Raw genomic sequence first — 14,380 nt, forward strand, 5'->3', positions numbered from 1 at the left:
CTAGGCTGGGTAAGTGCTATCACCCTTCCCGTCCGGGAAACCGAGGTGCAGATGAGACCCACGCTCCCTCTTTTCGCCTGCTTGCTGTCATGCGCCAGCGCATCGGTGCTGGGCGATACCTTCAGCGCCGCCATAGGCATGGACTATTCAAGTGGCGACTATGGCACGGGTACAACCTCGGAAATCTGGTACGTCCCCGTGGTCGGCAAGTATGAAACCGGCCCAATGACCTACAAGGTCACCGTGCCCTGGCTGCGCATCACCAACCCTGAAGTGGGCCCGAATGGTGACCCCTTGCCCGGTGGCTGCCGGGATGTGGAAAGCGGGCTGGGGGACACGGTTGCCAGCGCCGGTTACGCCCTGCTCGATGGCAGTGACGGCGGCCTGATGCTGGACCTGATCGGCAAGGTCAAATTCCCCACTGCCGATGAAGACCAGTGCCTGGGCACCGGTGAATACGATTACACCGGCCAGGTCGACATCGCCAAGGCCTTTGGCCCGGTGACCGGCTTCGCGACCCTGGGCTGGAAGAAGTTCGGCGACCCGCCCGACAGCGATTTCGACGACCCGATATTTGCCAGTCTCGGCTTCGCCATGCCCGTGGCTGCAGGCACTTCCGCGGGCGCCTCCTACGACTGGCGGCAGAAGGTCGTCTCGACGGGCGCGCAGATCAAGGAACTTACCCTGTTCCTGACACACAAGCTCAACCAGCAGTGGAAAGTGCAACTCTATGCAGTCAAAGGCTTCTCGGATGCCAGCCCGGATGCAGAGGGCGGCCTGATGCTTTTTCACGCGTTCTGACGAAAAAGCCCCAGACCGGGTAATGCCTGTCAGATAGCGTCAATGGGGCTGCTACGCAGCCCATCGCCGGCAAGCCAGCTCCCACAGGTACCGCGCAGAATTCAGGAATTGCGCGATCCCCTGTGGGAGCTGGCTTGCCGGCGATGGGCCGCGAAGCGGCCCCAAATTACATAACTGACAGGCATTATGTTCCAGCGCGATTAAATGGGTTCAGCCCACATGTCGTATTCGTCGGCATCCACCACGCGGCAACGCACCTTGTCACCCGGCTTGAAGCCGTGGTCGCCATCGATGAACACGCTGCCGTCGATTTCCGGGGCATCGAAGAAGCTGCGGCCAACCGAACCTTGCTCTTCCACTTCATCGATCAGCACGTCGATTTCCTTGCCGATGCGCAGTTGCAGGCGGGCGGCGCTGATGGCCTGCTGGTGGGCCATGAAGCGGTCCCAGCGGTCCTGCTTGACGTCGTCCGGCACTTCTTCCAGGCCCAGGTCGTTGGCCGGGGCGCCTTCCACCGGCGAGTACTGGAAGCAGCCCACGCGGTCCAGCTGGGCTTCGGTCAGCCAGTCCAGCAGGTACTGGAAGTCTTCCTCGGTCTCGCCCGGGAAGCCGACGATGAAGGTGGAGCGAATCACCAGCTCCGGGCACTGCTCGCGCCAGTTCTTGATACGTGCCAGGGTGCGGTCTTCGAAGGCCGGGCGCTTCATGGCCTTGAGCACTTTCGGGCTGGCGTGCTGGAACGGGATGTCCAGGTACGGCAGGATCTTGCCGGCGGCCATCAGCGGGATCACGTCGTCGACGTTCGGGTACGGGTACACGTAGTGCAGGCGTACCCAGGCACCCAGGCTGCTCAGTGCTTCGCACAGCTCGAGCATGCGGGTCTTGACCGGGCGGCCGTTCCAGAAGTCGGTCTTGTACTTGACGTCGACGCCGTAGGCGCTGGTGTCCTGGGAAATCACCAGGATCTCCTTGACCCCGGCCTTGACCAGGCGCTCGGCCTCGCTCAGCACTTCGCCGACCGGGCGGCTGACCAGCTTGCCGCGCATCGACGGGATGATGCAGAAGCTGCAGCTGTGGTTGCAGCCTTCGGAAATCTTCAGGTACGCATAGTGGCGCGGGGTCAGCTTGACGCCCTGCGGCGGTACCAGGTCGATCAGCGGGTTGTGGTCCTGGCGCGGCGGCACTACTTCGTGCACGGCGTTGACCACCTGCTCGTACTGCTGCGGGCCGGTGACCGACAGCACGCTCGGGTGCACGTCACGGATGCTGCCTTCCTCGACACCCATGCAGCCGGTGACGATGACCTTGCCGTTTTCCTTGATCGCTTCGCCGATCACTTCCAGCGACTCGGCCTTGGCGCTGTCGATGAAGCCGCAGGTGTTGACCACCACCACGTCGGCGTCCTCGTAGGTGGGCACGACTTCATAGCCTTCCATGCGCAGCTGGGTCAGGATGCGCTCGGAATCGACCAGGGCTTTTGGGCAACCCAGGCTTACGAAACCTACCTTGGGGGTGGCGGGCGTGGTGGACATGACTAACCTCGGTATTGAATGCAGGTCGCCCGACCGGAATCGGGGGCGATCTTGACGGGCGCTTTTGGCGCCTCTGATCAAAAAGTGCGCAATTCTAGCGAGCGCAGGGTCGCTTGACCAGCAGAAATGCGACGAACGCTGCGCTATGCCAGCCAACCGTAAGCTGCTTGCTCGGCAAAACCTCGAAACACAGCCTGGCAATGGTTCCCCTTGAATCAATAGACCCCGCCCGTCACCCTCGTCTGCGCCGATGAAACCTTTTCTTGAACTTATTCGATTCTTATAGTTTTCTTATAAGACTGGCGTGGAAATGAATACGATCAACTGGTCACGCAAAGCTGTGAAGCAACTCAGGAAAATCGACAGGATTGATCAGTCAAAGGTCTACGATGCTGTTCAGGCATTGATGCACATGCCGCACGTTCAAAACATCAGGGCGCTGGTCAATCACCATTACGGTTACCGTCTCAGGGTGGGTAACTACCGGATACTTTTCGACTGGGACGGTAGCGTCAAAATTGTCAGCATCGAGGAGGTCAAGAAGCGCGATGAACACACCTACTAACGTACAGATCATCAATGATGCTGACGGGCGTCCTGCCTTCGTCGTGCTGCCGTATGCCGATTATATCGCCAGCCATCCGCAACCGGACCTGGTACCCAATGAAGTCGTTGGCTATATGGTGAAGGACGGTATGACCGCCATTGCTGCCTGGCGCAGGCATCTGGACCTGACTCAGGCTGAAGTTGCCCAGCGCCTGGGCGTCTCGCAGTCGGCGTATGCCCAGCAGGAAGCTGCCGAGCGCCCACGCAAGGCCACTCGCGAAAAGATTGCTGCAGCGTTGGGCATACCCATGCAGTTTCTGGACCTTTAGTTGTAACCGCCAGGGGACTCGCCAGAGGCGCACCAGCAGAAAATCCACGAACGCTGCGCTATGCTTCGCGCCATTGTGTCGGGGGGATCAGTATCACCTGGCGCATGGGGAATTCTACTGGCCTTGCAAGGCCGTCTGCGGGAGTGGTCGATGGTTCAGGCAAGCAGTCACGCCGAGGGCGGGCACGAGGGGAAGCAGGGCGCGACGCGGTCGTTGAGCCTGCTCGTGGCGGCGGTCGGGGTGGTTTATGGCGATATCGGTACCAGCCCGTTGTATACCCTCAAGGAAGTCTTCAGCGGCGGGTACGGAGTGCCGGTCAACCATGACGGCGTGCTGGGGATCCTGTCGCTGATCCTGTGGTCGCTGCTGTGGGTAGTGTCGTTCAAGTACGTGATGTTCATCCTGCGCGCCGACAACCAGGGCGAGGGTGGCACCATGGCACTGACTGCACTGGCGCGGCGGGCCACGGCGGCCTACCCGAGGTTGCGTACGCTGATGGTGGTGTGCGGGTTGATCGGCGCTTCGCTGTTCTATGGCGACAGCATGATCACCCCGGCGGTGTCGGTGCTGTCGGCGGTGGAGGGCATGGGGCTGGCCTTCGAAGGCATCGACCACTGGGTTGTGCCGATTTCGCTGGTGGTGCTGGTGGCGCTGTTCCTGGTGCAGAAGCACGGCACCGAGAAGATCGGCAAGCTGTTCGGCCCGATCATGGTCACCTGGTTCGTGGCGCTGGGCGCGCTGGGAGCGCATGGCATCTCGCAGAGCCCGGAAGTGCTCAAGGCATTCAACCCGGTCTGGGCGGTGAACTTCTTCGTGGTTCACCCCGGCATGGGCGTGGCCATCCTCGGCGCGGTGGTGCTGGCGCTGACCGGTGCCGAGGCGCTGTACGCCGACATGGGCCACTTTGGCCGCAAGCCGATCGCCCGCGCCTGGTTCGTCCTGGTGCTGCCGGCGCTGGTGCTCAACTACTTTGGCCAGGGCGCGATACTGCTGCAGGACCCGGAGGCGGCACGCAACCCCTTCTACCTGCTGGCGCCGGGCTGGGCACTGCTGCCGCTGGTCGGGTTGGCCACCATGGCCACGGTGATCGCCTCGCAGGCGGTGATCTCGGGGGCCTTCTCCCTGACCCGCCAGGCCATCCAGCTGGGCTACATTCCACGCATGCAGATCCAGCACACCTCCAGCGACGAGCAGGGGCAGATCTACATCGGTGCGGTGAACTGGGCGCTGATGGTTGGCGTGGTGCTGCTGGTGATCGGCTTCGGGTCGTCCGGCGCCCTGGCGGCGGCCTACGGCGTGGCGGTGACCGGTACCATGCTGATGACCACCCTCCTGGTCTCGGCGGTGATGTTGCTGCTGTGGAAGTGGCCACCGGTGCTGGCGGTGCCGATCCTGCTGGGTTTCCTGTTTGTGGATGGGCTGTTCTTTGCCGCCAACGTGCCGAAGATCATCCAGGGTGGGGCCTTCCCGGTCCTGGCCGGCGCTGTGCTGTTCCTGTTGATGAGCACCTGGAAGCGCGGCAAGCAGATCCTGATGGAGCGTATCGACGAAGGCGCGCTGCCGCTGCAGCTGTTCATCAGCAGTATCCGCATTCAGCCGCCGCACCGGGTCGAAGGCACGGCGGTGTTCCTCACGGCGCGCTCCGATGCGGTACCCCATGCGCTGTTGCACAACATGCTGCATAACCAGGTGCTGCACAGCCAGGTGGTGCTGCTGACGGTGGTCAGCGAGGATCGGCCACGGGTGCCGGAGCAGGAGCGCTTTGAGGTGGAAGCCTATGGCGACGGGTTCTTCCGCGTGTTGCTGCACTTCGGCTTCATGGACGAACCGGACGTGCCGGCCGCGTTGAAGCTGTGCCACCTGGAAGACCTGGATTTCAGCCCGATGCGCACCACCTTCTTCCTCAGCCGCGAGACCGTGATCGCCTCACGGCTGGAGGGAATGTCGCGCTGGCGGGGCAACCTGTTCGCGTTCCTGCTGAAGAATGCCAACGGCAACTTGCGCTTCTTCAACCTGCCGCTGAACCGGGTGATCGAGCTGGGGACCCAGGTCGAGATCTGAGGTGCAACACAGATTTCAAGGCAGTACCCGCCCCATGTGGGAGCGGGCGTGCCCGCGAAGCCGGCAACTCGGTGTAGGGCACCGGCTTCGCCGGTGTTCGCGGGCATGCCCGCTCCCACATGGACCCGCATGGCTTTCAAAGCTTGCGCTGTACCTGTGGGAGATTGCCCAGCCCTTTGGGCTGCGCTGTCGCGCAGATAACTGGATTCGCAAGCGATCCTCGTACCCTGTGGGAGCGGCTTTAGCCGCGAAGAATCCAACGCGGTGCATGGCACCGGCTGCGCCGGTGTTCGCGGCTAAAGCCGCTCCCACAGGGTCTCTGCTAAATCAATGAGTTATGTGCAGTTCTATGAGAGCGGGTTTACCCGCGAATGGGCCGCAAGGCTTATCAGTTCTGCTCAGCCACGCTGGACTTGCCCTGGCGCGTCTCGATCTCGCCGATCAAGCGCTTGGCCAGTGCCGGGTAGTTTTCGTCGAAGTGGTGGCCCCCCGGCAGCTTCAGGCGTTCACCCACCGCAGTCTTGTCGGTGCAACCGCTCTCGTCGGTTTCTTCCACACCATACACGCACACCACCTTGGAGGCCGGCAGCCTGGCCATTTCCGGCCCGGTTGGCGCTTCCTGGCCTTCCTTGCCCAGCCAGCCCTCGACTTCGATCTCGAAGCTGCCGCTGCGGGCAAAGGCCAGCAGCATCACCGCGTCGATACGCTGCTGGTCCTCGGCCGGCAGGCGGTTGTAGATCGCCGGCAGCACGTCGGCACCGAACGAATAACCGGTCAGCACGAAGCGCTTGGTGCCCCATTTCTGCCGGTAGTGCTGCATCAGCTCGGACAAGTCGGCGGCGCTTTGTTCCGGGGTCTTGTGCTGCCAGTAGTAGCGCAGCGTGTCGATGCCGACCACCGGGTAGCCAAGCTTGGCCATTTCCCCGGCCACGTCGCGGTCCAGGTCCCGCCAGCCGCCATCACCGGAAAGGAACAGGGTGACCGTGTCGGTGGTCTGCCCGGCTGGCACCTCGACTACCGGGATGGCCAGGGCGTTGCCGTCGTGGCCGACCAGGGCCTGGGTCAGCTGGGCCTTGAGCACTTGTGGCAGGTGAATGTCGTAGTCGCTGATGCTGGTTTCGGCATTGGCCTGGTCGCGCACGAAGGCGGCGCTGGCGTCATCCGGGTTGTCGTTCCAGGCGACGTTCCAGTGGCCGTGGGCGGCCGACTTCGGCAGCGCTGCCTGGCAGCCGGGCTGTTCCAGGCTGAAGTCCACGGAAATCGCCCGCGCCTTGTCGTTGTTCTGGCTGGCCAGCCAGCGCCACGCCTGAGAGGCGCCAGGGCCGATACCGGCGACCAGGGTCGGTTTCTCCGGCAGCTGGCCCATGGCCTGGTCCAAGGCCTGTTGCTGCTTGCTGCAGTCGTTGGGCGGCAGGATCACCTGCACCAGTTGCGCTTCGCCAGCCTGGGCCAGGTCCAGCAGCTGTCTGTCGGTCAGCGCCTGGTCCTGGGGTACACCGATGGCCACTCGGGCCTTGGGGTGCACGCCCGGGGTCACACGGGTGATGCGGGTGTCATTGATGCTCAGTTGTTCCAGGCGTGCCTCGGGGGCAGGGCGGGTCCATAGCCAGAACGCCAGCGCGCCTCCCAGGGCGGCCAACAGCAGGGGAACCAGCAGGTACAGCCAAAAGCGTCGGGTCATCAACGTTTCACCAATCCAGTCAGGCCGCCTGCGATCAGGGCGGCGGTGTCGGCCAGTGCCACCAGCGGGTCGAGCCCGGCCGGCACGGCCATGTAGCGGGGTTCCCAGTCCGGTTGGAACTTGTCCTTGAAGCGTCGAAGCCCCTGGAAGTTGTACAGCTGCTCGCCTCGGCGGAACACCATCGAGCCCAGGCGCTGGGTCAAGGGCGCGCCACGCCGCGGCTGCAGGCCGGAAAGCGGCACCATGCCCAGGCTGAAGCGGGCGTAGTCATGGCTTTTGTAGTGCAAGATCAGACCGATCATCATGAATTCCATGGTCAGCTTCGGGGCCTCGGGGTGCGCACGCATCAGGTCGAGGCTGGCCAGTTCGTTGCCATGGGTTTCCAGCAGGTTGGCGAAAGCCACCGGGCGGCCCTGGAAGCGGATCAGGGCAATGCGAAAATGCTGCAGGTATTCAGGGCTGAAGCGCCCCAGCGAGAAGCCTTTCTCGCGCACGTTCTTGCCGCCAAGCCAGGCGTCGGATATTTCCTTCAGCTCTGCCAGCGGGGCATGCCCGGGTTCGTGGATTTCCAGGCTCAGGCCGTCACGGCCGCCACGGTTCCAAGTGTAGCGCAGGTCCTTCATCTCCTTGCCCTTGGCTTCGAGGTCGAAGCGGCGCAAGTCGACCCGGGCTTCTTCACCCAGCTTCAGCGCGGTCAGGCCGATGTCCATGTAGAACGGCAGGTTCTCGGCGCGCACCTGATAGAACACCGGGCGGGCATGGTGCAGGTCGCACAGGTCGCGGAACTGCCAGATCATTTCGGCGCGCTCCTGGGCCGGGCCGATCGGGTCGTACAGCGCCACCAGGCTGCGGCCGCGACGGGCGTACATGAGGAAGGCGTTGTCGCGAGGGTGGAACAGCAGCGCCTTGTCACCGGTCAGGGCCAGGCCGCCATCGGGCTGGTCGGAGGCCAGCAGAATGCGGTTGGCACGCAGCAGCTCTTCTTCGTCAGGCAGGTGGATCACCGGTGGTGCAGTGCGCAGCAGCCAGGTCAGGGCCACGGCCGCCAGCAGCACTGCGCTGCCCATGGCGGCGCGCAGGCCACGCGGGGCATCGGCATCGAGGGTGAACTGCCACCACAGCTGATGGCTGTAGGGCACATCCTGGTAGGCGAACAGCAACAACCACACCGATGCGCCTACCACACAGGCGCTGGCCACCAGAAACACCGGCGAGAATGGCAACTCGAGCAAACGGCTGGGGCGGTAGAAGGAGCGGCGGAACAAGGCGAGCAGGGCGGCAGTGAGGGTCAGCAGGCAGGCCTCTTCCCAATCGAAGCCCTTGAGCAGCGACAGCAGGGCGCCGACCAGCAACAGCACGGTGGTCAGCAGCCAGGCGGCGGACAGGCGCCGGCGCAGGCCCTGGGCCAGCAGCAGGCACAGTACGCCGATCAGGCTGGCGCCGAAGTGCGAGGCGTCGATCAGGCGGTGCGGAACCAGGAAACCCATGTGCTCCAGGCGGGTGTCGATCTCGGGCGTGGCCCCGGAGAACAGCAGCACCACCCCGGACAGGAACACCAGGATCGACAGGATCGGCGCGGCCAGCCCGGAAGCGGCCTTGATAGCCTGTTGCGCGAACAGCAGGCGCCGGGCCTCGTTGGCCAGCAGCAGCACGCAGGCCAGCAGCAGCGGCAGCACCACGTAGATCAGCCGATACAGCAGCAGGGCCGCTGCCAGCGGCGCGGCGCCGAGTTGGTCGGCAAAAGCTGCCAGCAGGATCGCTTCGAATACCCCGACGCCGCCCGGTACGTGGCTGAGCACACCTGCGGCCAAGGCCAGCAGGTACACCAGCACAAAGGCACCGAACGGCGGTGCTTCGGGCAGCAGCAGATACAGCACGGTGGCGGCAGCGGCGACATCCAGTGCGGTGATCAGCAATTGCAGGGCTGCCAGGCGTGCGCCCGGCAGGCGCAGCGTGCGGCGGCCCAGTTGTACCAGCAGGCTGTTGGCCAGTGGTTGCTCAGCCAGGCCCCGGCGGTACAAGCCGAACACCAGCACGCTGCATACCAGCAGCACGGCTATTGCGACACCCGCCAGCAAGCCAGGCGCCAAACCCAGTGCGGCCGAGGCTGCCGGCAGGTCGCTCAAGGTCGCCAAGGCGGCCAGGGGCGGCAGCGCGCAGCCCAGTGACAGGCTGGCAAAAACAGTCATCCGTGCAACTTCACCTGCGCCAACCCCCTGGCGTGCATACAGGCGGTAGCGCACCGAACCGCCCGAAAGCATCGACAGGCCGATGGCGTTGCCGATGGCAAAGGCGCTGAAGCCGCCCATCACCAGGCTGCTCGCCGGCAGCTTCACGCCGGCATAGCGGCTGGCAGACCACTCGTAGCCCAGCAGGACAACGAAACCGAGCACGGTAGCCAGCAAGGCGCCAAGTAACGACTGGGTCGGCACGCTGAGCATGGCATCGTGCAAGGCATAGATGTCCAATTCGCTTAACAGGTGGCGGCAGGCGACCAAGGCCATGGTGAACAACACCAGGGTCACTACCAGGCCGATGGGCTGGCGGTAGCGGCTCAAGCGTTCGAGCAAGGGCAGGCGTTGCACCGCGCCGGGTAGCGCCGAGGCAAGCGGCACCGGGGGTTCGGGGTTGTGCGAAGTCATGGATTGCCCCGGGCTTGCAGCGCGAGGTGAGGGAGAGGTGTGGCCAAGTGAAAGTCCCTTAGGAAAACGTATCCAATGTTACTCCGGCCTCAAGCGTTTTCAGCCGCCTGGCAGGGTTAAAGATAGTTCATGCTGGGAGCGACCTTTCAAGCCTGCGGGTTGGCTGGAGGGCGGGAAAATGGGGGGAGACGAAAATCAGGAGGGGAAAAGCAACAAACCCCGCGCTGCTGTTACACAGGCGGGGTTTGTTCTGACGAATATGGTTGCGGGAGCCGGATTTGAACCGACGACCTTCGGGTTATGAGCCCGACGAGCTACCAGGCTGCTCCATCCCGCGTCAGTGGGGCGCATTCTACAGTTTCCAGAATGGGTGTCAAGCGCTACTCGTTGATTTTTTTGAAATTTCTTTCAACGCATTATTTGACGCAAAAGAAAAAGGCCACTGTGTGAACAGTGGCCTTTTCTCGAATCTGGTTGCGGGAGCCGGATTTGAACCGACGACCTTCGGGTTATGAGCCCGACGAGCTACCAGGCTGCTCCATCCCGCGCCTGTGAGATCGAATTCTACGGATTTACCCGTGGGTGTCAAGCTATTTTCTGAAAAAACCTTTCCTGTTCAAACTCTTAGCGTTTGAATATAGCGCGCAGCTCAGGCGCGACGGGGCTTTCAGGCCGATTATCGACCAATGCCGCGCACAGGCTGCATGCCCCGAAGGCACATGCGATACTATCTGTATGAATTTACAGTGCTGACGGTCATCCATGTCCTTGCGCAAGATCATCCACGTCGACTGCGATTGCTTTTATGCCGCGATCGAAATGCGTGACGACCCGCGCCTGGCCGGGCGGCCCATGGCGGTGGGTGGGTCGGCCGACCACCGTGGGGTGATCGCCACCTGCAACTATGAAGCGCGTGCCTACGGCGTGCGTTCGGCCATGTCGTCGCGGCACGCCCTGAAGCTGTGCCCGGACCTGCTGATCGTCAAGCCGCGCTTCGAGGCCTACCGTGAGGCCTCGCGGGAAATCCACACAATCTTCCGCGACTACACCGAGTTGATCGAGCCACTGTCGCTGGACGAGGCATACCTGGATGTGAGCGACAGCCAGTGGTATTCGGGCAGCGCCACGCGCATTGCCGAGGATATCCGCCGGCGCGTCGCCCGCACCCTGCATATCACTGTCTCGGCCGGTGTGGCGCCGAACAAGTTCCTGGCCAAGATCGCCAGTGACTGGCGCAAGCCCAATGGCCTGTTCGTGATTACCCCGGGCGAAGTGGAGGCATTCGTCGCCGCCCTGCCGGTGGCCAGGCTGCACGGGGTGGGCAAGGTAACGGCAGACAAGCTGGCGCGGTTGGGTATCGAAACCTGCCTGGAATTGCGCGAATGGTCGCGCCTGGCGCTGGTGCGCGAGTTCGGCAGCTTTGGCGAGCGTTTGTGGGGGCTGGCGCGGGGTATCGATGAACGTGCGGTGCACAATGACAGTCGCCGGCAGTCGGTCAGCGTGGAAAACACCTACGACACCGATCTGCCGGACCTGGCCAGTTGCCTGGCACGGCTGCCCGACCTGCTGGAAAGCCTGAACGAGCGTATCGCCCGCATGGACAGCAGTTACCGGCCGGAAAAACCCTTCGTCAAGGTCAAGTTCCATGACTTCAGCCAGACCACCATGGAGCAGGCGGGGGCGGGCAGGGACCTGGAAAGTTATCGACAATTGCTGGGTCAGGCGTTTGCCCGTGGTGGCAAGCCGGTGCGCTTGCTGGGGGTAGGCGTGAGGTTGCGCGACTTGCGCGGGGCGCATGAGCAGCTGGAGCTGTTCCCGCCTCAATAAATGGCCTGGGCCTGGCTGCATGGCCCCCTGTGGGAGCAGCCTTGTGTCGCGAAAGGGCCGCGCAGCGGCCCCAGGATTTCAGCAGTGATGCATCAATTGTCGGGACTGCTCTGCAGCCCTTTCGCGACACAAGGCCGCTCCCACAGGGGGATGCGTTGCCGCAGCAGTTACTGCGCGCCCGGGTCGGCCACCAACCGGCCAGTGGCCTTGGTCAGCGACTGCAGAAACTCCTGCTGCAACTCCGGGTCGTTGCGGGTCAGTTCGATCAGGCTCTGTTCCATTTCACTGGCTTCCTCTTCCAGGCCCAGTTCGGACAAGCGCTTGACCCGGTGTACCCATTGGCCGACATCGTCATCTTCGAGGTCATCGAAGATCAGTTCATGGGCCTCGAGCAGCTTGTTACGCAGGGTGGCGCTGACCAGCAGGCTGGCATCGCCACGTACCGCGTTGTCCTCGTCCAGCACCTGCAGGTGCAGGGTGCCGATGTGGTTGAGGTTCTGCTCGGAGAACGGGCTGTCGAGCAGGTTCAGGCGCAGCACGCCGTTCCTGTCGGTGGTCAGCTCGTGTGTCATCTTGCCGGCCTTGACCTCGACCAGGCGCTCGCTCCAGGGCACGCTGGTAGATTCCTCGCGCTTGCCTTTCTGCACTTCGCTGATCCTGGCCAGGTTCTGCTGGGCACGGCCGTTGGACGGCACGTTCATGAACGGGTTGAGCCCGTCCACGCCATAGCTGAGCCAGTCGTGGGTGATGCTGTCCGGCAGGTTGCCCAGGGCGAAGACATTGACCACGTTGGCACCCACGCCTGCCACCACGGCCACCGCACCCAGCGGGATCTCGTAGATCTCCCGCCAGGGTTGGTAAGGCGTATAGCGGTCATAGCTGCGGGTGACTTCGAATTCGGTGACTTCGAAGCGCTTCTGCTCATGCACGCGCACACGTCGTTGCGGAAGCTCCATCACCTTCGGCTCGCCGACATCGATCTGCAGGGTGTGCTCGAGCAGTTTGCGCTCGACGCGCTCCTCATGGTCGCTGCGCTGGGACATCTGATTGGCGCAGCCGCTGACGAGCAGGGCGCCGCACAGTGCGGCGCCCCCCAGGGGAAAGGTACTTCGCTTGAACATGATCACTCGTGCATTGGTTATCAGCGGCGAACGCGGGCCTGCAGGAAGGTCAGCACTTCATTGAGCGGCAACGACTGGGCGTCCTGCTCGGTGCGGTGCTTGTACTCCAGGTTGCCTTCGGCCAGGCCGCGATCGCTGACGACGATGCGGTGCGGGATGCCGATCAGCTCCATGTCGGCAAACTTGATGCCTGGGCTGGTCTTCTTGTCACGGTCGTCCAGCAGCACTTCGTAGCCGGCAGCAGTCAGCTCGGCGTACAGCTTGTCGGTCGCCTCGCGAACTACCTCGGTTTCGTAGCGCAGCGGTACCAGGGCGATCTGGAACGGGGCCAGGGCGTCGTTCCAGATGATGCCCTTGTCGTCGTAGCTCTGCTCGATGGCAGCGGCCACCACGCGGGACACACCGATACCGTAGCAGCCCATGGACAGGGTTACCGGCTTGCCGTTCTCGCCCAGTACCTGGCACTTCAGCGCCTCGCTGTACTTGGTGCCGAGCTGGAAGATGTGGCCCACTTCGATACCGCGCTTGATCACCAGGGTACCCTGGCCGTCCGGGCTCGGGTCGCCTTCGACCACGTTACGCAGGTCGGCGACCTGTGGAACCGGCAGGTCGCGCTCCCAGTTCACGCCGAAGTAGTGCTTGTCGTCGATGTTGGCGCCAATGCCGAAGTCGCTCATCAGGGCAACCGAGCGGTCGATAACGATTTCCAGCGGCAGGTTCAGCGGGCCGAGCGAGCCGGCGCCGGCACCGATGGCCTCGCGCAGTTCGGCGTCGGTGGCCATGACCAGCGGGTCGGCAACCTGTTCCAGCTTGGCCGCCTTGATTTCGTTGAGCTCATGGTCGCCACGCACGATCAGTGCTACCAGCTTGCCTTCCTCGGCACCACGCACGATCAGGGTCTTGACGGTCTTCTCGATCGGCAGGCCGAAGTTTTCCACCAGCTGGGCGATGGTCTTGGCGTTCGGCGTGTCGACCAGGCGCAGCTCCTCGGTAGGGGCCGGGCGCACGGTTTCACGCGGGATGGCCTCGGCCTTCTCGATGTTGGCGGCGTAGTCGGAGCTGTCGCTGAAGATCACGTCGTCTTCGCCGGACTCGGCCAGTACGTGGAATTCGTGCGAGTAGCTGCCACCGATAGAGCCGGTGTCGGCCTGCACTGGGCGGAAGTCCAGGCCCAGGCGGGTGAACACGTTGCTGTACGCCTGGTGCATGCGGTCGTAGGTTTCCTGCAGGGAAGCCTGGTCGGCATGGAACGAGTAGGCGTCCTTCATGATGAACTCGCGGCCGCGCATCAGGCCGAAGCGCGGGCGGATCTCGTCACGGAACTTGGTCTGGATCTGGTACATGTTGAGCGGCAGCTGTTTATAGCTGGACAGCTCGTTGCGGGCCAGGTCGGTGATCACTTCTTCGTGGGTCGGGCCGACGCAGAAGTCGCGCTGGTGGCGGTCCTTCAGGCGCAGCAGCTCGGGGCCGTACTGTTCCCAGCGGCCGGATTCCTGCCACAGTTCGGCTGGTTGGATGCTGGGCATCAGCACTTCCAGGGCGCCGGCGGCGTTCATTTCCTCACGCACCACGGCCTCGACCTTGCGCATCACCCGCAAGCCCATCGGCAGCCAGGTGTACAGGCCGGAGGCCAGTTTGCGGATCATGCCGGCACGCAGCATGAGCTGATGGCTGATGACCACTGCGTCGGCAGGGGTTTCTTTCTGGGTGGCGAGCAAATATTGACTGGTGCGCATGGTGAGCCGTGTCGATTGCCTAAGACATTGAAATGACCCCGCATTGTACGGGGGCGAAACGAAGGCGTACAGGATGCCCCAGGGCGTGACGCTTGTCAGCCAAG

At 63.3% G+C, this 14,380-nt stretch carries 10 protein-coding genes and 2 tRNA genes; 5 read left to right on the forward strand and 7 right to left on the reverse strand.

The features are described 5' to 3' along the window. Nucleotides 1-51 precede the first annotated feature (51 nt). Nucleotides 52-801, forward strand: a complete 750-nt coding sequence (locus RYH74_RS17225) for a hypothetical protein (protein WP_024087593.1) — start codon at nucleotides 52-54, stop codon at nucleotides 799-801. A 200-nt stretch (nucleotides 802-1,001) separates the two neighbouring features. On the opposite strand, the gene rimO is transcribed toward RYH74_RS17225, so the two are convergent. Beyond that, on the reverse strand, nucleotides 1,002-2,333 hold the full coding sequence (rimO, locus tag RYH74_RS17230) for a 30S ribosomal protein S12 methylthiotransferase RimO (protein WP_013973825.1): 1,332 nt from the start codon (nucleotides 2,331-2,333) through the stop codon (nucleotides 1,002-1,004). A gap of 310 nt (nucleotides 2,334-2,643) precedes the next feature. On the opposite strand from rimO, the gene RYH74_RS17235 reads away from it, so the two are divergent. From RYH74_RS17235 to RYH74_RS17245, 3 genes are all read left to right on the forward strand, one after another. Further along, the gene (locus tag RYH74_RS17235) at nucleotides 2,644-2,898 is read left to right on the forward strand and encodes a type II toxin-antitoxin system RelE family toxin (protein ID WP_075046069.1); all 255 of its coding nucleotides are present in this window, start codon (nucleotides 2,644-2,646) and stop codon (nucleotides 2,896-2,898) included. Beyond that, nucleotides 2,882-3,208, forward strand: a complete 327-nt coding sequence (locus tag RYH74_RS17240; RefSeq protein WP_075046068.1) for a helix-turn-helix domain-containing protein — start codon at nucleotides 2,882-2,884, stop codon at nucleotides 3,206-3,208. Before RYH74_RS17235 ends, RYH74_RS17240 begins: the two co-directional genes overlap by 17 nt. Nucleotides 3,209-3,358: 150 nt before the next feature. Beyond that, on the forward strand, nucleotides 3,359-5,269 hold the full coding sequence (locus RYH74_RS17245) for a potassium transporter Kup (protein WP_286100376.1): 1,911 nt from the start codon (nucleotides 3,359-3,361) through the stop codon (nucleotides 5,267-5,269). A 388-nt stretch (nucleotides 5,270-5,657) separates the two neighbouring features. Here RYH74_RS17245 and RYH74_RS17250 read toward each other — a convergent pair whose 3' ends face one another. The 4 genes from RYH74_RS17250 to RYH74_RS17265 all read right to left on the reverse strand — a co-directional run bounded on the left by RYH74_RS17250 (nucleotide 5,658) and on the right by RYH74_RS17265 (nucleotide 10,140). Further along, nucleotides 5,658-6,950, reverse strand: a complete 1,293-nt coding sequence (locus RYH74_RS17250; protein WP_025340272.1) for a virulence factor family protein — start codon at nucleotides 6,948-6,950, stop codon at nucleotides 5,658-5,660. Continuing rightward, complete coding sequence (mprF, locus tag RYH74_RS17255; RefSeq protein ID WP_317409817.1) at nucleotides 6,950-9,592, reverse strand: bifunctional lysylphosphatidylglycerol flippase/synthetase MprF; 2,643 nt, start codon at nucleotides 9,590-9,592, stop codon at nucleotides 6,950-6,952. Before mprF ends, RYH74_RS17250 begins: the two co-directional genes overlap by 1 nt. Nucleotides 9,593-9,852: 260 nt before the next feature. Next, nucleotides 9,853-9,929 (reverse strand) — tRNA-Met (locus RYH74_RS17260). Nucleotides 9,930-10,063: 134 nt separating this feature from the next. Next, a tRNA-Met gene (locus RYH74_RS17265) sits at nucleotides 10,064-10,140 on the reverse strand. Nucleotides 10,141-10,360: 220 nt separating this feature from the next. On the opposite strand from RYH74_RS17265, the gene dinB reads away from it, so the two are divergent. Then, nucleotides 10,361-11,419 carry a DNA polymerase IV gene (dinB, locus tag RYH74_RS17270; RefSeq protein ID WP_162276788.1) on the forward strand — a complete coding sequence of 353 codons (1,059 nt, stop codon included), beginning with the start codon at nucleotides 10,361-10,363 and terminating at the stop codon, nucleotides 11,417-11,419. Between the two features lie 167 nt (nucleotides 11,420-11,586). On the opposite strand, the gene RYH74_RS17275 is transcribed toward dinB, so the two are convergent. Then, the gene (locus RYH74_RS17275) at nucleotides 11,587-12,540 is read right to left on the reverse strand and encodes a hypothetical protein (RefSeq protein WP_084785247.1); all 954 of its coding nucleotides are present in this window, start codon (nucleotides 12,538-12,540) and stop codon (nucleotides 11,587-11,589) included. A 20-nt stretch (nucleotides 12,541-12,560) separates the two neighbouring features. Further along, a complete protein-coding gene (locus RYH74_RS17280) occupies nucleotides 12,561-14,276 on the reverse strand; it encodes a proline--tRNA ligase (protein ID WP_075046062.1) in 1,716 nt (571 codons plus the stop codon). Nucleotides 14,277-14,380 lie beyond the last annotated feature (104 nt).

This window comes from Pseudomonas sp. LSJ-87, from assembly GCF_032971465.1.
GTDB classification, from domain to species: domain Bacteria; phylum Pseudomonadota; class Gammaproteobacteria; order Pseudomonadales; family Pseudomonadaceae; genus Aquipseudomonas; species Aquipseudomonas putida_Z.